General features: G+C 56.7%; 21 protein-coding genes. 5 read left to right on the top strand and 16 right to left on the bottom strand.

Translation table 11 applies throughout. From position 1 onward, the window contains the following. The 15 genes from phnO to ABIE02_RS12175 form a co-directional block, all read right to left on the bottom strand. Positions 1 to 435: an aminoalkylphosphonate N-acetyltransferase gene (gene phnO / locus ABIE02_RS12245; protein WP_059308930.1), complete on the bottom strand. Its 435-nt coding sequence runs from the start codon at positions 433 to 435 to the stop codon at positions 1 to 3. Beyond that, complete coding sequence (gene phnN, locus ABIE02_RS12240; protein ID WP_098946279.1) at positions 428 to 979, bottom strand: ribose 1,5-bisphosphokinase; 552 nt, start codon at positions 977 to 979, stop codon at positions 428 to 430. The genes phnO and phnN overlap by 8 nt, the downstream gene beginning before the upstream one ends. Continuing rightward, on the bottom strand, positions 976 to 2,112 hold the full coding sequence (gene phnM / locus ABIE02_RS12235; RefSeq protein ID WP_059308928.1) for an alpha-D-ribose 1-methylphosphonate 5-triphosphate diphosphatase: 1,137 nt from the start codon (positions 2,110 to 2,112) through the stop codon (positions 976 to 978). Before phnM ends, phnN begins: the two co-directional genes overlap by 4 nt. Then, positions 2,109 to 2,789 carry a phosphonate C-P lyase system protein PhnL gene (gene phnL / locus ABIE02_RS12230; protein ID WP_336995159.1) on the bottom strand — a complete coding sequence of 227 codons (681 nt, stop codon included), beginning with the start codon at positions 2,787 to 2,789 and terminating at the stop codon, positions 2,109 to 2,111. Before phnL ends, phnM begins: the two co-directional genes overlap by 4 nt. A gap of 54 nt (positions 2,790 to 2,843) precedes the next feature. Beyond that, entirely contained in the window at positions 2,844 to 3,599 is a 756-nt protein-coding gene (gene phnK / locus ABIE02_RS12225) for a phosphonate C-P lyase system protein PhnK (RefSeq protein WP_032616077.1), read from the bottom strand. Continuing rightward, a complete protein-coding gene (phnJ, locus tag ABIE02_RS12220; protein WP_336995158.1) occupies positions 3,596 to 4,441 on the bottom strand; it encodes an alpha-D-ribose 1-methylphosphonate 5-phosphate C-P-lyase PhnJ in 846 nt (281 codons plus the stop codon). Before phnJ ends, phnK begins: the two co-directional genes overlap by 4 nt. Continuing rightward, positions 4,434 to 5,498 (bottom strand): carbon-phosphorus lyase complex subunit PhnI, encoded by a 1,065-nt coding sequence (locus ABIE02_RS12215; protein WP_336995157.1) that lies wholly within the window; start codon positions 5,496 to 5,498, stop codon positions 4,434 to 4,436. Before ABIE02_RS12215 ends, phnJ begins: the two co-directional genes overlap by 8 nt. Continuing rightward, complete coding sequence (phnH, locus tag ABIE02_RS12210) at positions 5,498 to 6,082, bottom strand: phosphonate C-P lyase system protein PhnH (protein ID WP_032616083.1); 585 nt, start codon at positions 6,080 to 6,082, stop codon at positions 5,498 to 5,500. Before phnH ends, ABIE02_RS12215 begins: the two co-directional genes overlap by 1 nt. Then, the gene (gene phnG / locus ABIE02_RS12205; RefSeq protein WP_059308924.1) at positions 6,079 to 6,531 is read right to left on the bottom strand and encodes a phosphonate C-P lyase system protein PhnG; all 453 of its coding nucleotides are present in this window, start codon (positions 6,529 to 6,531) and stop codon (positions 6,079 to 6,081) included. The genes phnH and phnG overlap by 4 nt, the downstream gene beginning before the upstream one ends. After that, positions 6,532 to 7,257: a phosphonate metabolism transcriptional regulator PhnF gene (gene phnF / locus ABIE02_RS12200; protein WP_230431121.1), complete on the bottom strand. Its 726-nt coding sequence runs from the start codon at positions 7,255 to 7,257 to the stop codon at positions 6,532 to 6,534. It abuts the gene before it with no gap. Between the two features lie 20 nt (positions 7,258 to 7,277). Continuing rightward, a complete protein-coding gene (gene phnE / locus ABIE02_RS12195; protein WP_032616090.1) occupies positions 7,278 to 8,057 on the bottom strand; it encodes a phosphonate ABC transporter, permease protein PhnE in 780 nt (259 codons plus the stop codon). Between the two features lie 532 nt (positions 8,058 to 8,589). After that, on the bottom strand, positions 8,590 to 9,606 hold the full coding sequence (gene phnD, locus ABIE02_RS12190) for a phosphonate ABC transporter substrate-binding protein (protein ID WP_032616093.1): 1,017 nt from the start codon (positions 9,604 to 9,606) through the stop codon (positions 8,590 to 8,592). Between the two features lie 66 nt (positions 9,607 to 9,672). After that, on the bottom strand, positions 9,673 to 10,461 hold the full coding sequence (gene phnC / locus ABIE02_RS12185) for a phosphonate ABC transporter ATP-binding protein (protein ID WP_144839741.1): 789 nt from the start codon (positions 10,459 to 10,461) through the stop codon (positions 9,673 to 9,675). Positions 10,462 to 10,594: 133 nt separating this feature from the next. After that, positions 10,595 to 11,026 carry a VOC family metalloprotein YjdN gene (gene yjdN, locus ABIE02_RS12180; RefSeq protein WP_336995156.1) on the bottom strand — a complete coding sequence of 144 codons (432 nt, stop codon included), beginning with the start codon at positions 11,024 to 11,026 and terminating at the stop codon, positions 10,595 to 10,597. A 124-nt stretch (positions 11,027 to 11,150) separates the two neighbouring features. Beyond that, positions 11,151 to 11,486, bottom strand: coding sequence for a zinc ribbon domain-containing protein YjdM (locus ABIE02_RS12175; protein WP_032616100.1), 336 nt, complete (start codon positions 11,484 to 11,486; stop codon positions 11,151 to 11,153). Positions 11,487 to 12,075: 589 nt separating this feature from the next. Between ABIE02_RS12175 and crfC the strand changes: the two genes are divergently transcribed. Together crfC and ABIE02_RS12165 are read left to right on the top strand one after the other, a co-directional pair. Beyond that, a complete protein-coding gene (gene crfC, locus ABIE02_RS12170; protein WP_059308920.1) occupies positions 12,076 to 14,433 on the top strand; it encodes a clamp-binding protein CrfC in 2,358 nt (785 codons plus the stop codon). Next, entirely contained in the window at positions 14,430 to 15,308 is an 879-nt protein-coding gene (locus tag ABIE02_RS12165) for a diguanylate cyclase regulator RdcB family protein (protein WP_336995155.1), read from the top strand. Before crfC ends, ABIE02_RS12165 begins: the two co-directional genes overlap by 4 nt. Before the next feature lie 477 nt (positions 15,309 to 15,785). Here the strand turns inward: ABIE02_RS12165 and kdgT are convergent, their stop codons facing one another. Next, a complete protein-coding gene (gene kdgT / locus ABIE02_RS12160; protein WP_059308919.1) occupies positions 15,786 to 16,781 on the bottom strand; it encodes a 2-keto-3-deoxygluconate transporter in 996 nt (331 codons plus the stop codon). A gap of 651 nt (positions 16,782 to 17,432) precedes the next feature. Here kdgT and proP point away from each other — a divergent pair. The 3 genes from proP to ABIE02_RS12145 all read left to right on the top strand — a co-directional run bounded on the left by proP (position 17,433) and on the right by ABIE02_RS12145 (position 21,958). Then, complete coding sequence (gene proP, locus ABIE02_RS12155) at positions 17,433 to 18,935, top strand: glycine betaine/L-proline transporter ProP (RefSeq protein ID WP_032616111.1); 1,503 nt, start codon at positions 17,433 to 17,435, stop codon at positions 18,933 to 18,935. A 316-nt stretch (positions 18,936 to 19,251) separates the two neighbouring features. Further along, positions 19,252 to 20,667 carry an undecaprenyl-phosphate glucose phosphotransferase gene (locus tag ABIE02_RS12150; RefSeq protein WP_032616113.1) on the top strand — a complete coding sequence of 472 codons (1,416 nt, stop codon included), beginning with the start codon at positions 19,252 to 19,254 and terminating at the stop codon, positions 20,665 to 20,667. Then, entirely contained in the window at positions 20,657 to 21,958 is a 1,302-nt protein-coding gene (locus tag ABIE02_RS12145; RefSeq protein ID WP_336995154.1) for an outer membrane beta-barrel protein, read from the top strand. Before ABIE02_RS12150 ends, ABIE02_RS12145 begins: the two co-directional genes overlap by 11 nt.

Below are 21,958 nucleotides of genomic sequence, written 5' to 3'. Positions count from 1 at the left end.
TTACAGCGGTTTGGTGAAGCGAAAATGGCTCTGTGTGTACCCTTCACGAAGGTAAAAGCGGTGCGCGTCGAGGCGCTTTACGCTGGTGGAAAGCTCCGTCATCTCTGCGCCAGCCTGGCGCGCAAATTCCTCGGCCCAAGCCAGCAGCTGGCTACCCACCCTCAGTCCCCGCGCCTGCGGCATGACGACCAGTTCCTGAATTTCGCCGATCCAGTTGGCATGATGCAGATGAAACTGCATATGCAGGCCGATCATGCCGATAATGTGTCCATTCTGTTCGGCCAACTGGTAACGCATGTTGTGATCCAGCAGGTTGGCCGCAAAACCGGCGTGAAAAGCCGATCTGTCCAGCTCGGCCTGTTTTAGTTCGCAAATCAGGCCGTATACCGCGTCAACGTCCTCCGCAGTGGCGGGACGCAACTCACACTCAGGCATGGTTTTTCTCCTTCTGGTGGATCAGTGAAAGAAAGTTATCGACGGACTGAAGCAAGCTGCCGTCGTTATTCAGGACAGGGCAGTGGGACGGAGTGTAGCGGGCGGCGCGCTCCAGCCGCTGGTCGATCTCTCTGGCGTTCTCCCGGCCACGGCGTTGCAGGCGCTGGCGCAGAATGTCTGGCGACACCTGCAGGCAGACGGGCAGCAGCGCCCCGGCATAACGCGCCTGAGCCTGTGGAAGATGCGCGCGCGAACCGTTCACGACCACATCAAACCCCGCGTGTAGCCACAGGTCGATCTCCAGGCCCACCCCATAATAATAGCCGTTAGCGTGCCAGCTCAGGGCAAACAGTTGCTGCCCTGCGCGGGTAAAAAACTCTGGCTCGCTGAGGGCGATGTGGTTTTCACTCCCCGCACTGGCGGGGCGGGTAATGTAGCGATGCGCCACCAGCAGCTGCGGGTGTGTCTGCTGGCGCAATGCTGCCAGCAGACTGTCTTTACCGGAGCCGGACGGCCCCATTAACCAGATCACTCTTCCCATCAGAACACCCGTTTTCCCTGACGCCAGACGTGGTCGATATGAATATGCTCGCCTTTGCGGTGCGCCAGCACCAGGTCCGCGCGTTTGCCTTCACCAATCACCCCGCGATCGTGCAGGTTCAGAGCCTGCGCCGGGTTTTTTGTCACCAGACGGATCGCCTGCGGCAGGGTAAAGCCGTTGCCTGTATCGTCGGCCACCCGGAATGCCGCATCCAGCAGGCTGGCGGGATAGTAATCGGAGGAGAGAATGTCCAGCAGCCCGAGCGATGCCAGCGAACTGGCCGCCACGTTGCCGGAGTGCGATCCGCCGCGCACGATGTTAGGGGCACCCATCAGGACGTTCATCCCGTGCTGGCGGGACGCTTCTGCGGCTTCAAAGGTGGTAGGGAATTCGGCGATCACGCTGCCGAGCTGGTGCGACTCCAGCACATGATCCGCGGTGGCATCGTCGTGGCTGGCCAGGGCGATGTGTCGCTCCCGGCACAGCGCGGCAATGGCCTGGCGATTGGGCTGCGACCAGCGGGCGGCAAGCTGAAGCTGCTCCTCTTCGTAGCGCGCCATCTGCTCGTCATTGAGGGAGTATTTTCCCTGATAATATTCGCGGTACTTCTCGATATTGGCGAACTGGCGCTGGCCGGGGGAGTGATCCATCAGCGACACCAGGGTCACCGGCTCGCGGCCAACCAGCTTCTCGAACAGCGGCAGGGTAGTGTGATGGGGCAGCTCGCAGCGCAGATGCAGACGATGCTCGGCGCGGTTGAGGCCGCGTTTTTGCGTCTCTTCCACGGCGTTGATCATCTTCTCCAGATTCTCCAGTCGGTCGCCGCCGTCGCGCACGTCGCCAATCGCCACCGCGTCCAGCACGGTGGTGATCCCGCTGGCGACCATCATCCCGTCGTGGCTACTCATTGCCGAGTGGGCCGGCCAGTCCACCTTTGGCCGCGGGGTGAAGAATTTGTCCATGTTGTCGGTGTGCAGCTCAATCAGCCCCGGCAGCAGCCAACCGCCGTCGCCGTCCATCGCCTGCGGCGAGCGGCTTGGGGTTTCGGCGAAGGCGCGAATAACACCGTCCTGAACCTCGATGGAGCCGTCAACGACCTCGTTTTCCAGCACCAGTTTTACGTTGTTTACGATCATGCGGTGATCCCCATCGGGTGCAGTCGATCCGCCACGCGATCCCGCACTGCATCGTCGTGGAAGATCCCGACGATCGCCGCGCCGCGCGCTTTGGCCTCTTCGATCAATTCAATGACTGCCGCGCTGTTTTTCGCATCCAGCGAGGCGGTCGGTTCATCGAGCAGTAAAATCGGGTAGTCGACGATAAAGCCGCGGGCGATGTTTACCCGCTGCTGCTCGCCGCCGGAAAAGGTCGAAGGGGCGAGATGCCACAGGCGCTCCGGTACGTTGAGGCGCGTCAGCAGGCTGGCGGCTTTGGCGGCGCAGGTCTCTCGCGGCACGCCAAGATCCAGCAAGGGCTGCATCACTACCTCGAGCGCCGGGACGCGCGGGATGACCCGTAAAAACTGGCTCACCCAGCCGATGGTGGTGCGCCTGACGTCCCGCACCTTGCGCGCCGGGGCCAGCACCAGATCCACCCATTCATCGCCGTGACGGACATGAATGTGACCTTCGTCAGGCAGATAGTTGGCGTACAGGGAGCGCAGCAGCGTGGATTTTCCACTGCCGGAGTGGCCGTGCAGCACCACGCATTCGCCATTGTTGACCTCCAGAGAGGCATTTTGCAGCACCGGCAGACGGACGCCGTTTTGCTGGTGGAGCACAAAGGTTTTACTGACGTTTTCTACGCGGATCATAATAGGTTCCTGGGTCCGATTGCCGGGTAAGCCGCAGCCGCCACCCGGCAAAAATCAGTTCTGCAATACCGATGACACCAGCAGCTGGGTGTACGGATGATGGGGATCGTCGAGCACGCGGTCGGTTAGCCCACTTTCCACCACCTCGCCGCTCTTCATCACCAGCAGGCGGTCTGCCAGCAGGCGGGCAACGCCTAAATCGTGGGTGACAATCACCACGGCCAGGTTCAGCTCCACCACCAGACCGCGCAGCAGATCCAGCAAACGCGCCTGAACAGACACGTCCAGCCCACCGGTGGGTTCATCCATAAACACCAGCTTCGGATGCGTGACCAGGTTGCGGGCAATCTGCAGCCGCTGCTGCATCCCCCCGGAGAAGGTGGTCGGCAGGTCATCGATGCGCGAGGCCGGGATCTCCACCTCTTCCAGCCAGTGCTGGGCGGTGGCGCGGATGTTGCCGTAGTGTCGCGCGCCGGTCGCCATCAGCCTTTCACCGATATTGCCCCCCGCCGACACCTGACGGCGCAGGCCATCCATCGGGTGCTGATGCACCACTCCCCACTCGGTGCGCAGCAGGCGGCGGCGGTCGGCCTCGCTCATGCCATACAGCGACTGGTCTTCATACAAAATCTCGCCGTTCTGCGGGGCCAGACGCGCGGAGATCGCCTTCAGCAGGGTGGTTTTGCCGGAGCCGGACTCGCCGACAATCCCCAGCACTTCGCCCGGCCACAGGTCGAACGATACGCCGCTGAAGCCTTTGCCCGGCGCATAGAGGTGGGTCAGGTTATTGACCGAAAGCAACGGTTTCATTGGCTGAGGGCCTCGCTCTGTTGGCGGCAGTAATCCGTGTCGGAGCAAACAAACATCCGCTTGCCCGTGTCATCCAGTACCACTTCATCGAGATAGCTGTGTTTCGATCCGCAGATGGCGCACGGCTCATCCCACTCCTGCACCGTAAACGGGTGGTCATCGAAGTCGAGGCTCTCGACACGGGTGTAGGGCGGCACGGCGTAAATACGCTTCTCGCGTCCGGCCCCGAACAGCTGCAATGCGGGCATCATGTCCATCTTCGGGTTATCAAATTTCGGGATCGGGGAGGGGTCCATCACGTAGCGACCGTTGACCTTCACCGGGTAGGCGTAAGTCGTGGCGATATGGCCGAAGCGGGCGATGTCTTCGTACAGCTTCACCTGCATCACGCCATACTCTTCCAGGGCGTGCATGGTGCGGGTTTCGGTTTCGCGCGGCTCGATAAAGCGCAGCGGCTCCGGGATCGGAACCTGGAAAATCAAAATCTGATCTTCGGTGAGTGGGGTTTCCGGGATGCGGTGGCGGGTCTGGATCAGCGTGGCGTCTTCGGTGCGCTCGGTGGTGTTCACCCCGGTAACACGCTGGAAGAACTGGCGGATCGACACCGCATTGGTGGTGTCGTCGGCGCCCTGGTCGATGACCTTCAGCACGTCCGCTTCACCAATCACGCTGGCGGTGATCTGAATACCGCCGGTGCCCCAGCCGTAAGGCATCGGCATTTCACGCCCGCCGAACGGCACCTGATAGCCAGGAATGGCCAACGCTTTGAGGATGGCGCGGCGGATCATGCGTTTGGTTTGTTCATCCAGATAAGCAAAGTTATAGCCGCTGAGGTTAGCCATTTTTGCGCTCCCGTTGCAGACGTTTCAGTAGCTCCAGTTCAGCCTGGAAATCGACGTAATGCGGCAGCTTGAGGTGCGAGACAAACCCGGCGGCCTCCACGTTGTCCGCGTGGGCCAGTACAAACTCTTCGTCCTGCGCCGGGCCGCTGATGTTCTCGTCATAGTCCGGGGCCTGGAGGGCGCGATCCACCAGCGCCATGGCCATGGCCTTGCGCTCGCCCATGCCGAATACCAGCCCGTAGCCGCGGGTGAAGTGCGGCGGCTCCTCCTCAGGGGCAATAAAGCCATTCACCATTTCGCATTCAGTCATCAGCAGTTCGCCGACGTTCACTGCAAATCCCAGCTCTTCCGGCACAATCTCCACATTGATATAGCCGATGCGAATTTCACCGGCGAACGGATGGTTACGCCCGTAGCCGCGTTGGGTGGAGTAGGCCAGCGCCAGCAGATAGCCCTCGTCACCGCGCATCAGCTGTTGCAGGCGCGAGGCCCGCGAGCAGGGATAGACCGGCGGGGTGCGGGTGATGTCGTCCGGCTCGTCGCCGCGATCTTCTTCCGCTTTCGCCAGCCCCTGGTTTGCCAGCAGGCTAAAGACGTGCGGGGAGGCGGAGGATTGCGCCTCGCTGCTGTTCAGCTGCGGGGCTTCGCCATTCGCCAGCAGGGTGAAATCGAGCAGGCGATGGGTGTAGTCGTAGGTGGGGCCGAGCAGCTGACCACCGGGGATATCTTTATACACCGCCGAAATGCGCCGCTCGAGGCGCATATCCGCCGTATTCAGCGGCTCACTCACCGCCAGCTTTGCCAGCGTGGTGCGGTAGGCGCGCAGCAGGAAGATGGCTTCGACGTTATCGCCGCTGGCCTGTTTCAGCGCCAGCGCCGCCAGCTCGCGGTCGGCAATGCCGCCTTCGGTCATGACCCGGTCGACGGCAAGGTTGAGCTGCTGTTCTATCTGGGCGACGCTCAGCTCGGGAAGCCGCTCATCACCCCGGCGTCTGTGTTCCTGCAAGGCATGGGCGGCGGCGATCGCCTTCTCGCCCCCTTTGACGGCAACGTACATCAGCACACCTCCACATGGGTGGTTCGTGGGATCGCCAGCAGACGTTCGCCGCAGGTCAACAGCAGGTCGATCCCCAGCGGGAACGGGTGCGGGCGCTCTGTCAGCTCATGAATGATGCACTCCGGCAATTGCGGGGCGACCATCCGCTCCTCGGCGATCCCGGCGCCGGTCAGGCGCAGCATGCGGCCACCGCTCAGGCTCGGCACCTGCAAAATCAGGGTGGCGCTGGTCTCCGGTGCCACGGCGCTGCCTTCGCTCAGGGCGTTAAGCTGCTCGTGGCCGATCTGCTCGTCGGCGACGGCGAACACCGCCAGCTGGGGTTGATCCACCAGCGGGGCGCTGGTGTGAAAACGCAGGTTCGAGCTGACGATATCGTTACTAACCGCGCCCGACAGCCAGACCGGGGTGTCGTTGTCGGCCAGCGTCAGCAGCACGCTGGTGGTGGCGAGGTTCAGCGGCTGCCAGCCGTGTTTTAACTGGTGCAGGGAGACGATCACCCCCGGTTCGCTCATCGCTTTCAGCAGACGGCGAAAACTGTGTTGGGCATCCTGCACGGCAAGGGTAAAAGCGGGTTGAAGGGTCATGCGTTGTCTCCGCGAACGAGCGTAAAGAAGTCGACCCGGCTGGTGTTCACCTCGGCCTGACGCGCGGCAAGGCGTGCGGCGCGGTCGGCTTCCAGCGGGGCAATAAGGGTTTCCATCAAGGTCTGGAAGTGGGGCGCTTCCTGCAACAGGGCATCCACAACAGCGCACTGCTCGGCATGCGGTTTGTTGCGCCCGAGCAAATAGCTGTAGCCGAGCGTGCCGCTGGCGAGGCGCACCACGGCACGGGTCAGGGTGGCGTCACCGGCAAAGTAGCGCGCTCCGGTGCCGCCCATCCGCGCCTGGATCTGCACCAGCCCGATTTCCGGGGCGCGGATGAGTTCGTAGTCCGGCGTCAGGTTGAGCGCCGAAAGACGGGCCTGTAACGCCGCAGGCTGGCTGTGGGCCAGCACGGCCATCCAGTGCTGGCGGGTGGAGGTATCGAAATGCATTCAGTGCTCCATGGTGAATTCAATCATGTCGGCGCGGGTCAGGCTGACGGAGTACTCCGTCGCGTCGATCTCGCCGTCACGGTGGTTGAGGGTGCGCACGCAGAGCAGGGGGGCCATGTTAGGAATTTCCAGCACCTTGCTCTCTTTGGCCTGCGCGCGGCGGGCGCTGATGCGCGTCTGGGTGCGTTTCAGGGCGATACCGGTGGCCTCGAACAGAAAGTCGTGCAGCGAGCCGCTGGAGAAGTTTTGCAGCACCGGCCAGAGGGCCATATCCGCGAAGTAGTGGTCGATCTGGCATACCGCCACGCCGTTCACCCGGCGCAGGGTGCGTAGGTGGATCACGTTATCGCCCTCCTTGATCCCCAGCGCATCGGCGACGTGGCTGGAGGCCGGACGCAGCACCGAAAGCAATTTTTCGCTGGTGGGGTGACTGCCCTGATCCAGCAGGTTCTGGCTGAAGCGTGCCTGGGCGTTGAGCGGATAGTCGAATGGGCGCATCAGCACCAGCACGCCCACCCCCTGCCGACGCTGCACCCAGCCGCGCTCGACCAGCTGATCGATAGCGCGGCGTAGGGTGTGACGGTTCACTTCATAGCGGTCGGCCAGCTGCTGCTCGGCGGGAAGGTAGTCCCCGCAGCGGTAATGGGTGCACAGTTCCACTTCGAGTTTTGCCGCAATCTCTTGCCAGCGGGTCGGGTAACTGGTCGGATGTCTGGATAAGTGCATACAAATCAAAGCCTCGCTTCTCAGATGAAGTGCTTACGCAAACGTTGAGAAAGGAAATCCAGCAGGCTGACCGTGATGATAATGAGCACCATCAGGGCACAGGTTTGCTGGAACTGGAAACCGCGAATCGCTTCCCACAGGGTGACGCCAATCCCGCCTGCGCCGACCATGCCCACCACCGTGGCGGAGCGTACGTTGGACTCAAAGCGGTAGAGGGAGTAGGAGATGAGCAGCGGCATCACCTGCGGCAGGACGCCGTAGAGGATCTCCTCCAGCTTGTTGGCCCCGGTAGCGCGAATGCCTTCGACCGGGCCTGGCTCAATGGCTTCCACCGCCTCGGAGAGCAGCTTGGAGAGCACGCCGGTGGTGTGGATGAACAGCGCCAGCACCCCGGCGAACGGCCCGAGACCAACGGCGACGACGAACAGCATCGCAAAGACCATTTCGTTGATGGCGCGGCAGGCGTCCATCAGGCGACGCACCGGCTGGTAGATCCACCAGGGCACGATGTTGTCGGCGCTCATCAGGCCAAAGGGAATGGAGAGCACCACGGCCAGCGCGGTTCCCCAGACGGCGATTTGCAGGGTGATGGCCATTTCGCCGAGGTAGTCCTGCCACTGGCTAAAGTCTGGCGGGAAGAAGTCGGCGGCGAAGGTCGCCATGTTGCCGGAATCCTGAATCAACGTGAGCGGGGCCATTTCGGCCCCCTTCCAGGAGATAACAAGGACCGCCAGCAGGATGGCCCAGCTGATCAGCGAGAACCAGCTGCGCTTCGGCGGTGGGACGGTGATGGTTTGCATGTTGGCTCCTTTATGCGTTCTTCCTCTCCTTATGGGAGAGGGCCGGGGAGAGGCATTAGCGTGCGTACTTTCCCCTCACCCTAACCCTCTCCCCATAGGGGAGAGGGGACTGTTCGGTGCGGTTCTTTACCCTCAGCCCACAGGGGAGAGGGGACTGTTCGGTGCGGTTCTTTACCCTCAGCCCATAGGGGAGAGGGGACTGCTCGGTGCGGTTCTTTACCCTCAGCCCACAGGGGAGAGGGGACTGTTCGGTGCGGTTCTTTACCCTCAGCCCACAGGGGAGAGGGGACTGTTCGGTGCGGTTCTTTACCCTCAGCCCATAGGGGAGAGGGGACTGTTCGGTGCGGTTTTTTTACCCTCAGCCCACAGGGGAGAGGGGACTGCTCGGTGCGCTTCTTTACCCTCAGCCCACAGGGGAGAGGGGACTGTTCGGTGCAGTTTTTTACCCTCCGCCCACAGGGAGAAAGGACTGCCCGGAGCTTTTTTACCCTCTCCCCTGGGGGGAGAGGGCAGGATGAGGGGTGTAAAAGTGTTACTGCACTGCTTTATTCACGCTGGTCATCGCGCCCAGCGCGGCGGTCAGGCGGTCGAGATCGTCCAGCTGCGCCTGAATTTCAGACATCTTGCTGCTCTTCTCTTCGTCCTTCAGGCCCTTGTTCTCTTTCACGCCCTGGATCTGCTTGAACAGCGCCAGCTGGCGAATCGGCACCAGTTGCAGGTCGCTGGAGGCGCGGAACGGTGCCCAGCCCAGGCGTTCCAGTACGGTCTTCTCTTCGGCGGTTTTGCCGTAGTTCATAAAGAAGTCGTACACCTTGTCCTTGGTGCTTTCGGAGAGGTTTTTACGCCACACAATCGGGTCGCCCGGGATCAGTGGCGATTTCCAGATCACCTTCAGTTCTTTCAGCTTGTCCGGGGCGGAGGTTTTCAGCTTGTCGAGGTTTTCAGTGTTGTTGGTCGCAACGTCCACCTGCTTGTTGGCGACCGCCAGGGCGTTGGTTTCATGCCCGGCGTTGACCGTGCGTTTGAATTCGCTGGTGGAGACGTTGTTTTTGGCGAAGACGTAATAACCCGGGACCAGGTAGCCCGAAGTGGAGTTCGGGTCGCCGTTGCCAAAGGTGAGGTCTTTACGTTTGGCGAGCATGTCGTTGAGGTTGTTGATTGGGCTGTCTTTGTTGACGATCAGCACGCTCCAGTAACCCGGGGAGCCGTCGGCGGCTACCGTCTGGGCAAAGACCTGCCCGTTAGCGCGATCCACGGCTTCCATCGCCGAGAGGTTGCCGTACCAGGCGATATCGACTTTGTTAAAGCGCATTCCCTGGATGATGCCCGCATAGTCCGGGGCGAAGAAGGCGTTCACTTTGATCCCCAGTTTGCTTTCCATGTCTTTCAGGAAGGGTTCCCACTGCGGCTTCAGGTTCTGCTGTGATTCCGTCGAAATGATGCCAAAGTTCAGCGCCTTTTCTTGCTCCTGTGCAAACGCAGGGCTCACCAGGGTGCTGAGGCTGAACAGGCTGGTAAAGGCCAGCGCGGCAACGGCTTTGTAGCTCATCTATATTCCTCACGTTGACATTGTTCCAGGCTCTTTCACTTGCCAGCCTGGTCTTTTCGGGTTTCGTTACGCAGCCTGCGCGTTCTCTTCGACGCGAGTAATGCTGCGGTAGAGATGGTCAAAACGGTCGTTATCAAACTGATGGCTGGCACCATCAAAGAACACATGCCCCTGTCGCAGGGCGACGATGCGCTCGCAGTAGCGCAGGGCGTAATCCACCTGATGCAGCGTCACCACGATGGTGATGCCGTCTTTCTGGTTAATGTCGTGCAGGGTTTCCATCACGATGCGGGCCGACTCGGGATCCAGCGAGGCAATCGGCTCATCGGCGAGAATGATTTTGGCTTTCTGCATCAGCGCCCGGGCAATCGCCACGCGCTGCTGTTGTCCACCGGACAGGGTGGAGACGCGCTGGTGGGCGAAGTGGGCCATCCCGACGCGGGTCAGCGCCTGCAGCGCTTCCTGTTTTTGCGCGGGGGAGAACCAGCGCAGGCAGGTGCGCCAGAATGGGGTGCTGCCGAGCGCGCCGATCAGCACGTTTTCCAGCACCGTCAGGCGGTTCACGAGGTTGAACTGCTGGAAGATGTAGCCGGTCTGCGCGCGGCTTTTACGGATATCGCTCGCCAGACGCCCCGCGCGCTGCACGGTGTTGCCCAGCAGCTCCACGTGGCTGTCTGATGTTTTATCGCAGGTGATAAGGCCGCTTAAGTGGCGCAGAAGGGTCGATTTACCTGAACCGGATGGCCCCAGCAGCGCTACCATTTCGCCCTGCTGGACGGTCAGATCAACGGCATGCAGGGCCTTATTGTGATGGAAGGTCTTGCTCAGTTTCTCGACGCGGATGACGGTTTGCATGGATGAGGCCTCGATTCAAATGTGGCCTCATGCTGGCGGATCTATGTGACGTTTAGGTTAAGTGTTGGTTGCAAGGATTTGAAGAGTTGACGTGAAAGCGATGACAGGCGAGCGCGAGCGCCCGCCGCCGGGATTAGGGCTGTTTAACGACGTTGATCATCCAGGGTACGCCGTATTTATCGGTCACTTTGCCGAAGCCGTGCGCCCAGAAGGTCTCCTGCCAGGCCATGTCAATGTTGCCACCTGCGGCCAGGTTATCGAACCAGCGCTTGCCTTCGGCGACATCCTGGGTGTCGAGCACCAGCGTAAAGCCGGAGTAGGTGGCATTACCGCTGAGCGTACCGTCGCTCATCATGATGTCGCTGCCGGCGATGCGGACGTTGGAGTGGGCGATAGCGGAGTCCGGGAAGTGCATGCCGGACGGACAGCCCTCTTCGCTATTGTCGTCTTTGGGCATTTCGCCGAAGGTGATTTTATAGAGGAGTTCAGCGCCGACGGCCTGCTGATAGAAGGCGGTAGCCTCTTCGCAGTTACCGGCGAACGAGATGTAGGGACTTAACGGCATAATCGTTACCTCAGGTAAAGAGAAGCCCGTTAAGTGTAGTTCGGTATTTGTTGGCCGGATAAGCGTAGCGCATCCGGCAAAAGCGCCCGGCGTCGCGTCGCTTGCCGGGCCGACAAAAGAGGGATCAGTTCTTTTTCACGAACTCGGATTTCAGCTTCATTGGGCCAAAACCGTCAATTTTGCAGTCGATGTTGTGGTCGCCTTCAACCAGGCGGATGCCTTTTACTTTGGTGCCGATCTTCAACATCGACGAACTGCCTTTGACCTTCAGATCTTTAATGACGGTGACGTTATCGCCGTCGGCCAGCAGATTGCCGTTGGCATCTTTAACGATCAGCTCATCGCTCTCTTGCGCAGGTTCTGCGTTGTTCCATTCGTAAGCGCATTCCGGGCAAATGAACATACCGTTATCTTCGTAGGTATATTCAGAGTTGCATTTAGGGCAGTGTGGCAGTGACATGGTGTTCTCCTCAAATAGTGCGAACCGGCGGCAATCAGGCCCGCCAAAAACCGACAGGTTGTCGAAAAAGGCGGCAAGTATAACGCATGTCCTTACAGTTGTCGGTGACATTATTTTTCGCTTTTGACGAAAAAAAGTCTTTTCAATGACACCTTTTGTCAGTGACTCAGGCGATGCTAGCGGTCAGACGCAGGCGAGAAACGCGCCTGATTAAAAGCGACAATATTTTATTGCGGCAAATTGATACGCCGTGCTATTTCAGATAAGGTTAAGGCGCTAATGATATTTAACTTACTTGCTTTAATAGCCATCCCCGGTCTGCAAGGGATGTTTTGCCCCTCATTTTTGGTGGGTAACAAACCATGGTTTTTCCTGACGTTTTTAAAAATTGAGCTACGCTCTTAATCTTTCGGTTTCCCTGACCGAAGGAGCGTACTTCGCTGCGTTAACCGTTAAAAGAATATATTTTCACTGTTGCTACAGAATTATATGGCTTCGAACATATTTACAACACGTAATCATATAAGCCGATCCTTCATTCTTAAAAACAATTCGGTTATATAAAATTTGTGTTAGGGAAGGCTTTAGTATGCACACACAAACAATATTTGAATTGAGCCAGGAAGCCGAAAGGCTGCTGCAACTCTCCTTGCAGAATCTTGAGGCACTAAGCACCATGCCTGCTGCGATGCTGGACAACGCCACGTCGGCCCTTACCGGCGAAACCAGCAATGTATTACCTCTGCATTTTAGTACCCGTGGCTTAGAGGCGCAGCAGTCGATGCTGAATAATGAGCTGCGCAAAATTACCCGCCTGGAGATGGTGCTGGCGATCGTGGGCACCATGAAGGCCGGAAAGTCCACCACCATTAACGCCATTGTGGGCACGGAAGTGTTACCTAATCGCAATCGCCCGATGACTGCATTGCCGACGCTGATCCGCCATACGCCTGGCCAGAAAGAGCCGGTGCTGCATTTTTCTCACGTTGCGCCTATTGATACATTAATAAAGCAAATGCAAAAAAAGCTCGCCAATTACGATCGCGGCAAGCTGGCGCAACAGTTAGAAATTGATAAAGATATGAATGCGCTACTTGGGCGTATTGAAACGGGTGAGGCATTTGAAAAACATTATTTAGGCGCGCAGCCGATATTTAATTGTTTAAAAAACCTGAACGATTTAGTCCGGCTTTCTCAGGCGCTGGGCACCGATTTTCCGTTCCCGGCCTATGCCGCGATCGAAAATATCCCGGTTATTGAGGTGGAATTTGTACACCTGGCCGGGCTGGATGCTCATCTGGGGCAATTAACCCTGCTGGATACCCCAGGGCCGAACGAGGCCGGGCAGCCGCATCTGCAAAAAATGCTCACCGAGCAGCTCGCCCGCGCGTCGGCGGTGCTGGCGGTGATGGACTATACCCAACTGAAGTCGATTTCGGACGCCGAAGTGCGGCTGGCGATTTCCGCCGTCGGGAAATCGGTGCCGCTGTATGCGCTGGTCAATAAGTTCGATCAGAAAGACCGCAACAGCGATGATGAAGAGCAGGTGCGGGCGATGATCTCCGGCACCCTGATGAAGGGCCATATCTCCCCGGGCCAGATCTTCCCGGTGTCGTCGATGTGGGGATACCTGGCGAACCGGGCGCGTCATGAACTGGCGCTGCACGGTAAGTTGCCCGACCACCAGGAGCAGCGCTGGGTGCAGGACTTTGCCGAAGCTGCGCTCGGTCGCCGCTGGCGAACCGCCGATCTGGATGATATTGAACACCTGCGCCACTCTGCCGATCTGTTGTGGGAGGACTCCCTGTTTGAGCAGCCGATCCGCAAGCTGATCTATGCCGCTTATGCCAACGCCTCGCTGTATGCGTTACGCTCCGCGTCACATAAGCTGCTGAACTACGCCCAGAACGCCCGCGAGTACCTGGATTTCCGCTATCAGGGGCTGACGGTGGCGTTCGACGAGTTGCAGCACAATATTACCCGTCTGGAAGATGACATGGCGCTGCTGCACTCCCGCCAGGCATCGGTGAGCGATGAGGTGCGACATGAGGTGAGTCAGGCCCTGAGCGCGACAGATCTGTTTTTCGCCGCCCAGCAGAGCGAGATCAAGCGCGCCATCGGACATGTCTTCGATCCCGATAATATGCTCGACCTGGCGGGGTTTGACCCGCATAAGCAGCGTGCTGATGCCGCGGCGACGCCCGGCCAGCTGGTGCTGGATGATGAAGGCCAGGCGCAGATCCTGTTGAGCAAAATCCGCTCCGCCTGTGAGCTGATCATGCTGGATGCGCAGGCAAAAATCGGTCGTGAACTGGCGCTGCGTTTCGACCAGCTGGAGTCTACGCTGGCTAGGGCGTTGAACGACGCTATGCGCCCGATTGAAACGCGCATTAAAGAGGAGTTGAGCCATGCCGGTTTCCGCGCGCGGATCAGCTTCCCGGCGTTTCAGGCCAGCCAGCTTAACTTCAATACCCGTGGGCTGTTCAGCGATGCCATTGCCGAGGAGAGTGAGCCTGCCGGTCAGTCCCAGGGGGCTGGCAGCGCGCTGCGCGAGACGGTCTCCCGCTGGTTGAACAATCCGGGCTGGGGCTGGGAAGATTACGTGATGACGCGAACGCGGTATGTTATTAACGTGTCACAGCTTCATGAGAAATTTAATCAGCATATTGATCACTTTTGTGAACAAATCCGTAAAGCTTTGTCCGCCCAGGTCGATGTCTCTGTTACAGCGGGTATGGCGACATTCTTCGCAGAATTCTCGTTATGCCTTGCAGGGTTACAGGAAAGCTTGCGTGATAGCCTCGCGGTGCGCCAGCAAAATGAGCATGCCACACGCGCGCTCAGCCAGCTGTTGCAGCAATGTATTACGACTGCGACGTGGATTCAGGAAGATACCCGACTGTTACGCGATGATATTCAAACGCTATTCGCGGCAGAGCAACCATGACAAAACAATTACTGGACGGTCCCGGACGGACGCTGGAATGCATACATCCTAAATTTATGGTCGACCTGGTGCAGGGGGCTGACGCGCAGCGTCACGCCTCTGTGGGGTCGCAACAGCAGCACTTTCGTGAACGTTTAACTCAGGAGATCATGGCGCAGGCTCAGCTTCGTCAGTGGGCGATGGGGGGAATGTTCAGCGAAAATGCTGTGCTGCGACTCGGGCTGGCGGAGAAGCTGGCGGGCATGGTTGATCCCGGCCACCTGGCGCTGACCCGCATGACCCAGGCGCTGAATACGATGCGCCAGCAGGCCAGCCTGCGCAATCAACCCGCTATTGGCCTGGTACATCAGTACGAAATCCTCTCCGCCCATTTCCATCAACGCGCGCAGTTTAAAGAGAAGGCGTTAACCCAGCGCGGGTTAACGGTGCAGGCTGGCGTTCACAGCGAACAGATTTTTACCCGCTGGCGGGCCGGACACTATGACGGCTGGTCGCTGGCCGGGCGCGGCTATGTGGTGCTGGAAGAGCTGCGCTGGGGGGCATTCGGTGACGCCTGTCGGCTGGCGAATGCGGATGTCAGCGCCATGCTCAAAGACAACCTGAGTAGCATGGTGGCCAACTACCTGGCGCAGGGGATCAATGCGGCCCCCACGACCCGTCATTTTTATCACCAGTGGCTGACCACACCCAGTACGCCGGGGATTATCGACCATAAAGATATGCTTGGCTGGCTGGGGGACTGGTGTGATGCCGACAGGCATCCGGTGTGCTGGTCGGTGACGCAGAGCTGGCAGAATGTGGCGCTGGGCATGCCGAGACTCTGTTCGGCGGCAAGGCTGGCAAAAGCGATGGTGGAAGAGGTGTTTGGAGAGTAGTTGATTCCCTCTCCCCTTTGGGGAGAGGGTTAGGGTGAGAGGAATATGCTGCACCGGTGGTTGTTCCGTTCACTTCCAGTCCATTGCTTCTCTGTTAATACGGAACCGGTGAACGTGCCAGGGTGGCTCAATCGCCACCACCCTGGCGACCCGGGCTTCCGGCAAAGAAAATCGCCGCTTCGCGGAATATTCGCCCCATCCCTGGGGCTCACCCCTACGGGGCCAGCGCAGGCGCTGTTCAAAATTGCTCCCGGCAATTTTGTCCTCAGCTTATTCCTTCAGGCTTTCGGGTCGGGCACCAGCCTGCATCCATGCAGGCTATGCCCTCTCGGCGCGTCCCTGCGCCTCGCCCCGGCCTTCCGGAAACGCTTCGGCGATTTTCAGCCGGACCAGGGAGCCGCTGTAAGGCATTTATTGTTCTGAAGGCACTGCATTGCTTTAAATGCAAAACCCTCCTTGTGGGGGAGGGCTTACATCTTAGTGGTGCAGAGATTCAACTACTTGCTGTTCCTCGGCTTTCGCCGGAACCTGACCAAAGCGTTTGGCATACAGCGCGGTGATAATTGGTACCAGAATCGCCGTCACGATGACGCTGGCGGCAACCAGCGCAGTGGCGGATGCGGCTACCGGTTCGAACGCCGGGTTAATCTGGGCAATAATGACCGGGTTCGCCACGGCAGCACCCGCTGCGGAAGAGGCGGCGACACCCGCAGTACCATTCCCTCCACCGATAACACGGTCGGCAATAATCAGCGGAATACCGGTGATAATGATAACCGCCACACCCAGCACGATACCCAGCAGGCCGGTATCCAGAATCACGTTCAGGTTGATGGTGTTACCCAGCGCGAAACCGAAGAACGGGATCAGCACCGGCGTCGCTTTGCTGAAGAAGTCGCGCAGATCGTGGTCGAGGTTGCCGAGGGCAAAACCGATCAGGAACGGCAGGATGGCACCGACAAAGTGATGCGGTTCAAAGGAGGCCAGACCGGCGGAGCCGAGGATCAGCATGGTCATCAGTGGGCCGGATTCCAGAGACATCAGAACGAAGGCACCAGACTCTTCTTTGGTGCCGTACTGGTTCATCAGGCTGGCGTAGAGGCCGCCGTTGGTCATGTCCATCGCAGAGACAATCGCCAGCACAGAGAGGCCCGCGAAGAAGCCGGTCTGAATGCCATTTTCCGGGATAAACATGGCGCAGATCATCGCCACTACCCATGCAACGGCAATTTTAGTAATAACCAGCGTGCCGGATTTACGTAATACCGTGCCCGTTGCGCGTAAATTAATGGAGGCGCCGATACAGAAGAACCATACCGCCAGAATCGGAACGGTTCCGGTAATCATGCCTTTAGTGAACCCACCAAAATAGGCTCCGGTATTAGGTGCTAAGGTATTTAAAATCGCACCCAGTACCAGCGGTACCAGCATCATCCCTCCGGGGATGCGTTCAATCGTGGCTTTAATCTTCATCATTAACCCTCACATCTCATCACGCATCGCCAGCGGACAAGAGATATTTAATAATCTAATGAATTCAACGAATTGTGACTTGAAGGTGTCAGGCGTTTCGTCGTTCATACAGCAGATATAACCAGTCTGGTTTTTTTAAACCTTCATCTGAAGGCCACCTGACTCGTTTTGACGCGCTTATGATGCGATCGTTGGAATGATGATTCAATGAAAATAAAACAGCGTTTTAGTTATCTCCATCACATATTTTAAGGAAACACGAATTGCGCATCTTGCTAATTAAAATGGCTGTGAATGCATTGTAAAAAAATGTCGTCTTTTTTTGATTTGACAGCAAATAATAACGGCTGAAAGCGTATTTTCAGAGGCGGGTATAAGAAAGAGCGCATTGGGGGTATTTACAGTTTTGACACTTCCGTTAAAAACCTTAAACATATATGTGAAGTTGATCACAAATATAAACGCTGGTAGGGTATTGGCTCCATTTACAGCCCAGACAGGCGTCACAGGTTCGGTTGTACCGCTCCGAAAGGTCAGTGTAAGTAAACCTGCTACGCTTGAGAAAGGAGAATGCGCATGATGCGCTTCCCGGGTTCCACAGAGCGCGTTTTAGTGCGGTGGTGAGGACTGGGCTAATTTACGAGGATAGCCATGCTGAAAAGGAAAAAAGTAAAACCGATCACTCTGCGCGACGTTACCATTATTGATGACGGCAAGCTGCGCAAAGCGATTACCGCCGCCTCGCTCGGTAATGCGATGGAATGGTTCGATTTCGGTGTATACGGCTTCGTGGCCTATGCACTGGGTAAAGTCTTCTTCCCTGATGCCGATCCCAGCGTGCAGATGATTGCCGCCCTCGGGACCTTCTCTGTTCCCTTCCTTATCCGCCCGCTAGGGGGTCTGTTCTTCGGGATGCTGGGGGACAAGTATGGCCGCCAGAGGATCCTCGCGATTACCATTGTGATTATGTCGATCAGTACCTTCTGTATCGGCCTGATCCCGTCGTATGCGAGCATCGGCATCTGGGCACCTATTCTGCTGCTGCTGTGTAAGATGGCCCAGGGCTTCTCGGTCGGGGGCGAATATACCGGCGCATCCATTTTTGTGGCCGAATACTCGCCTGACCGTAAACGCGGCTTTATGGGGAGCTGGCTTGATTTCGGCTCTATTGCCGGGTTCGTGCTGGGTGCAGGGGTCGTGGTGTTGCTCTCCACCGTGGTGGGCGAAGAGAACTTCCTCTCCTGGGGCTGGCGTATTCCGTTCTTCCTGGCGCTGCCGCTGGGGCTGATTGGCCTCTATCTGCGTCACGCGTTAGAAGAGACCCCGGCGTTCCAGCAGCATGTTGATAAGCTGGAGCAGGGCGATCGCGAAGGTCTGCAGGAAGGGCCAAAAGTCTCGTTCAAAGAGATCGCGACCCGTCACTGGCGTAGCCTGCTGACCTGTATTGGTCTGGTGATTTCCACCAACGTGACCTATTACATGCTCCTGACCTACATGCCGAGCTACCTGTCGCATAACCTGCACTATTCAGAAGATCACGGCGTGCTGATCATCATCGCCATCATGGTCGGGATGCTGTTTGTGCAGCCGATTATGGGCCTGCTGAGTGACCGCTTCGGACGTCGTCCGTTCATTATTCTCGGCAGTGTCGCGCTCTTTGTGCTGGCTATCCCGGCCTTCATAATGATTAACAGCGATGTGATCGGCCTGATTTTTGCCGGTCTGCTGATGCTGGCGGTGATCCTCAACTGCTTTATTGGTGTGATGGCCTCGACGCTGCCAGCGATGTTCCCGACACACATCCGTTACAGCGCCCTGGCGGCAGCCTTTAACATCTCGGTACTGATTGCCGGCCTGACGCCGACGCTGGCGGCCTCGCTGGTAGAGAGCACCCAGAACCTGATGATGCCTGCCTACTATCTCATGGTCATTGCAGTGATTGGCCTGATTACCGGCCTTTACATGAAAGAGACGGCGAACCTGCCGCTGAAAGGGGCGACGCCTGCCGCGTCTGACCTGCAGGAAGCCAAAGAGATCCTGCGTGAGCACCACGACAACATTGAGCAGAAGATAGAAGATATCGATGCTGAAATTGCCGAGCTACAGGCGAAGCGTAGCCGGCTGGTCGATCAACATCCCCGCATTAATGAGTAAATAAAAAACCCGGCGCCCGCCGGGTTTTTTTTCATACCCAAATGGAATACAACGAAAGTTTATTGGCGGTTTTATTGAATAGTGCTTACGCTGTATATAAGCGGATGTCTCTATAAAATCGGCGCTTTCTTCTTTATAAGGGGTATGTATGCTGAGTTTTACACCCATCTAGTTGTTTACGCAGCCATCGTCTGAAATGCTGCCTCTTTTCGGTGACTGCTCTTTCCCCGAAACGGCATTTTACCTTTTTAAATATATCCCTTGGTGCCACAGCACAAAAAAATAATACCGAGACTCATTCTAAGTAGGTCTGGACATGCTGAGAAATTCGCAAAAGATCACCCATGGAAGTTACTCAGTATTCATTAAATTAATTGATTTCTTCTCAATTAATTTAATTTTAATCCTGAGTGGATGGGTATTGGAAATGGAGTCGTTCGATACTGTAATTCTGATCAGCTTATTGTACTCGACCGCCTTTTTGCTGTTTGGTGAATACACGCAGTGCTATCTTTATCGACCTAAAAACAATAAGTTGCGAAATCAAAGACGTCTGTTTTTGACGGCTTTTTTTGCCATTCTTTTTATCGGCATGGTGCGTCTGCTGGTCGCGAAATTATACGCCCTGGGCTACGTCAGCTTTATCGATGTGCGCAATATTCCTGCCATGCCGCTCTGGTATGCCTCACCGGTCATTTTCCTGTATGTGGTTCGTCTGATTATTTTCAAGCTGTCAGCGAAAAAGAAAATAAGGGTGGCAATCATCGGGATTACCGATAACGGCCTGGCGGCGGAGCGGGCGCTGCGCCTGGAGTACGCCGACGTCCAGCTGGAGCTTGCCTTCTACGATGAACGCGGCCCGGAGCGCCTGGGCGAGCTGGCCACCAAAATTACCAGCCCCTATAACGGAACGGTGATTAAGCTGGTTGAAGAAGCCAATGCCGGCAGAGTTGATGAAATCTATATTGCCCTGCCGATGGTGGCGCTGGAGCGCATCCGCCATTTTCTGGCGATGATGTCCGACACCACCGTGGATACCTATATCGTGCCGGACTTTTACGCCTACAGCACCAACACCTCCCAGATCCGTTCCATCCACAACCTGCAGACCATCGGCATCTTTACCTCCCCGCTGGATGGCGGTGGATCGATTATTAAACGCGCAGAAGATCTGGTTTTGGGCAGCGTGATTATGGTAATGATTGTCGTGTTAATGATCGCTATTGCCATCGGTATCAAACTCACTTCACGTGGGCCTGTTTTCTTCAAACAGGATCGCTATGGCCTGAGCGGGCAGAAGATTAAAGTCTGGAAGTTTCGGACGATGAAGGTGATGGAAAACACCGACAAGGTGGTTCAGGCGACACGAGACGACCCTCGCGTCACCCGCTTTGGCGCATTCTTACGTCGGACATCTCTGGATGAACTGCCGCAGTTCATTAATGTAATACAGGGGAATATGTCTATTGTCGGTCCACGACCGCACGCCGTGGCGCACAATGAGCTTTACCGTAAGCAAGTCGAAAATTACATGATTCGCCACAAAGTAAAGCCTGGGATCACAGGTTTAGCGCAAATTAATGGCTATCGTGGCGAAATTGATGCGCTATATAAAATGGAAAAGCGAGTCCAGTACGACATTGAATATATTCAGAACTGGTCCTTTTGGTTAGATATAAAAATCATCATTAAAACCATTTTTAAGGGATTTGTCGGTAAGAATGCATACTAAAATTATTATTATCGCTGGGATTATAGCGTCTCCGGTCGCTCTGGCAGATTTAACACCAAAATCACACATTGGCTGGGCAGGCATCGACTTTCAAAGCCACGTGGGTGTGGATTATGGGCATAACGATAACGTGACCTTCCAGCATCACGATAGCGACGCCAAAGGCTCCGACTTTCAGGGGCTGAAGCCCGTTATAAGCCTGAACGGCGAGCGTGGGCAGGATAAGTACCTGTTGATGTACTCCGGGGATTATCGTCACTACTCCAGCGATTCTACGGACGATTATGACGATCACGTTTTCCGCTTTAACGGGGACTGGCGTTTTGGTCTGATGCACGGCCTGAGCCTGAAACTGGAAGATTCGCTCGGCCATGAGGAGCGCGGGCGTGGCGTGACGGAGGGGTTCCTGCCTGAACAATTCCGGCAATTTGGCGTCACGTCACCCTTAACCACCAATCTGTTTAACAGCGAGCTACGCTATAGTTATGGCGCACCGAACGGACGTGGGCGGGCTGACCTGGCGTTAATGCACCGTGAGTGGACCTTTGGCAATACCGGCCAGGTTGAAAGCAAGGATGAGGACTTCGCGCAGTATATCAGGGAGCAGGAGTGGGACGAAAATACCCTGATTGCAGAAATTTTCGATCAGTACACATCTAAGACGCGTTTTCGCTATAGTTTTATTACCAACCAGTTTCGTTATGGCCATGCGTCAGAAAAAGACAGTAATGAATATTATTTGCGTTATGGGGTTCAGTCGCAAGTAACGGGCAAAACAAACGTCGATGCAAACGTGTCGTGGCTCTATAAAACGTTTGAAAATAACCCCGGTTCGAAGGATTTCAATGGGATTAACTGGGATATTCTGGGTGAGTGGCGACCTCTTCAACAGTCAATTTTTACGTTAAGAACATCCCAAAGTATTAAAGATCCCTCCGAAGCTGGCGGATATAATTTAGTGACGGAATACGGCGTCTCCTACAAACATCTCTGGATGAATGACCGCTTAACGACGTTGCTTGATTATGCATACATCACGGAAGACTACAAAGATCAGGACAAAGATCGTCAGGACAAAGATCGTCACGACAAGAATGGCGTGTTTTCTTTTATCGTAGGTTATGACCTCACACCATCGATTAACTTTGGTGTGGAATATCATCTTGATACGCTTAAGTCTAATAAAGATACAGATACCTTTACCATCGGCCCCAACGACGATCGCGTAGTGACCGAAACGTTGGGCTATGATCAATCTTTGATTATGCTTACAGCTAAGGTTCAGATTTAA

Origin of the sequence: Leclercia sp. 1548, from assembly GCF_050435045.1 — a bacterium.
GTDB lineage: Bacteria > Pseudomonadota > Gammaproteobacteria > Enterobacterales > Enterobacteriaceae > Enterobacter > Enterobacter adecarboxylatus.
The sequence above is the reverse complement of the archived record's forward strand: the minus strand, read 5'-3'. Positions and strand labels throughout refer to the sequence as shown.

Excerpts from the sequence above, each read along its gene's own strand:
- crfC (WP_059308920.1), top strand. The coding sequence starts at position 12,076 with ATGCACACACAAACAATATTTGAATTGAGCCAGGAAGCCGAAAGGCTG.
- phnK (WP_032616077.1), bottom strand. The coding sequence starts at position 3,599 with ATGAAACCGTTGCTTTCGGTCAATAACCTGACCCACCTCTATGCGCCG.
- ABIE02_RS12145 (WP_336995154.1), top strand. The coding sequence starts at position 20,657 with ATGCATACTAAAATTATTATTATCGCTGGGATTATAGCGTCTCCGGTC.
- phnH (WP_032616083.1), bottom strand. The coding sequence starts at position 6,082 with ATGACCCTTCAACCCGCTTTTACCCTTGCCGTGCAGGATGCCCAACAC.
- ABIE02_RS12215 (WP_336995157.1), bottom strand. The coding sequence starts at position 5,498 with ATGTACGTTGCCGTCAAAGGGGGCGAGAAGGCGATCGCCGCCGCCCAT.
- proP (WP_032616111.1), top strand. The coding sequence starts at position 17,433 with ATGCTGAAAAGGAAAAAAGTAAAACCGATCACTCTGCGCGACGTTACC.
- ABIE02_RS12165 (WP_336995155.1), top strand. The coding sequence starts at position 14,430 with ATGACAAAACAATTACTGGACGGTCCCGGACGGACGCTGGAATGCATA.
- kdgT (WP_059308919.1), bottom strand. The coding sequence starts at position 16,781 with ATGAAGATTAAAGCCACGATTGAACGCATCCCCGGAGGGATGATGCTG.
- phnF (WP_230431121.1), bottom strand. The coding sequence starts at position 7,257 with ATGCACTTATCCAGACATCCGACCAGTTACCCGACCCGCTGGCAAGAG.
- phnC (WP_144839741.1), bottom strand. The coding sequence starts at position 10,461 with ATGCAAACCGTCATCCGCGTCGAGAAACTGAGCAAGACCTTCCATCAC.
- phnO (WP_059308930.1), bottom strand. The coding sequence starts at position 435 with ATGCCTGAGTGTGAGTTGCGTCCCGCCACTGCGGAGGACGTTGACGCG.
- yjdN (WP_336995156.1), bottom strand. The coding sequence starts at position 11,026 with ATGCCGTTAAGTCCCTACATCTCGTTCGCCGGTAACTGCGAAGAGGCT.
- phnL (WP_336995159.1), bottom strand. The coding sequence starts at position 2,789 with ATGATCCGCGTAGAAAACGTCAGTAAAACCTTTGTGCTCCACCAGCAA.
- phnD (WP_032616093.1), bottom strand. The coding sequence starts at position 9,606 with ATGAGCTACAAAGCCGTTGCCGCGCTGGCCTTTACCAGCCTGTTCAGC.
- phnG (WP_059308924.1), bottom strand. The coding sequence starts at position 6,531 with ATGCATTTCGATACCTCCACCCGCCAGCACTGGATGGCCGTGCTGGCC.
- ABIE02_RS12175 (WP_032616100.1), bottom strand. The coding sequence starts at position 11,486 with ATGTCACTGCCACACTGCCCTAAATGCAACTCTGAATATACCTACGAA.
- phnJ (WP_336995158.1), bottom strand. The coding sequence starts at position 4,441 with ATGGCTAACCTCAGCGGCTATAACTTTGCTTATCTGGATGAACAAACC.
- phnE (WP_032616090.1), bottom strand. The coding sequence starts at position 8,057 with ATGCAAACCATCACCGTCCCACCGCCGAAGCGCAGCTGGTTCTCGCTG.
- phnM (WP_059308928.1), bottom strand. The coding sequence starts at position 2,112 with ATGATCGTAAACAACGTAAAACTGGTGCTGGAAAACGAGGTCGTTGAC.
- ABIE02_RS12150 (WP_032616113.1), top strand. The coding sequence starts at position 19,252 with ATGCTGAGAAATTCGCAAAAGATCACCCATGGAAGTTACTCAGTATTC.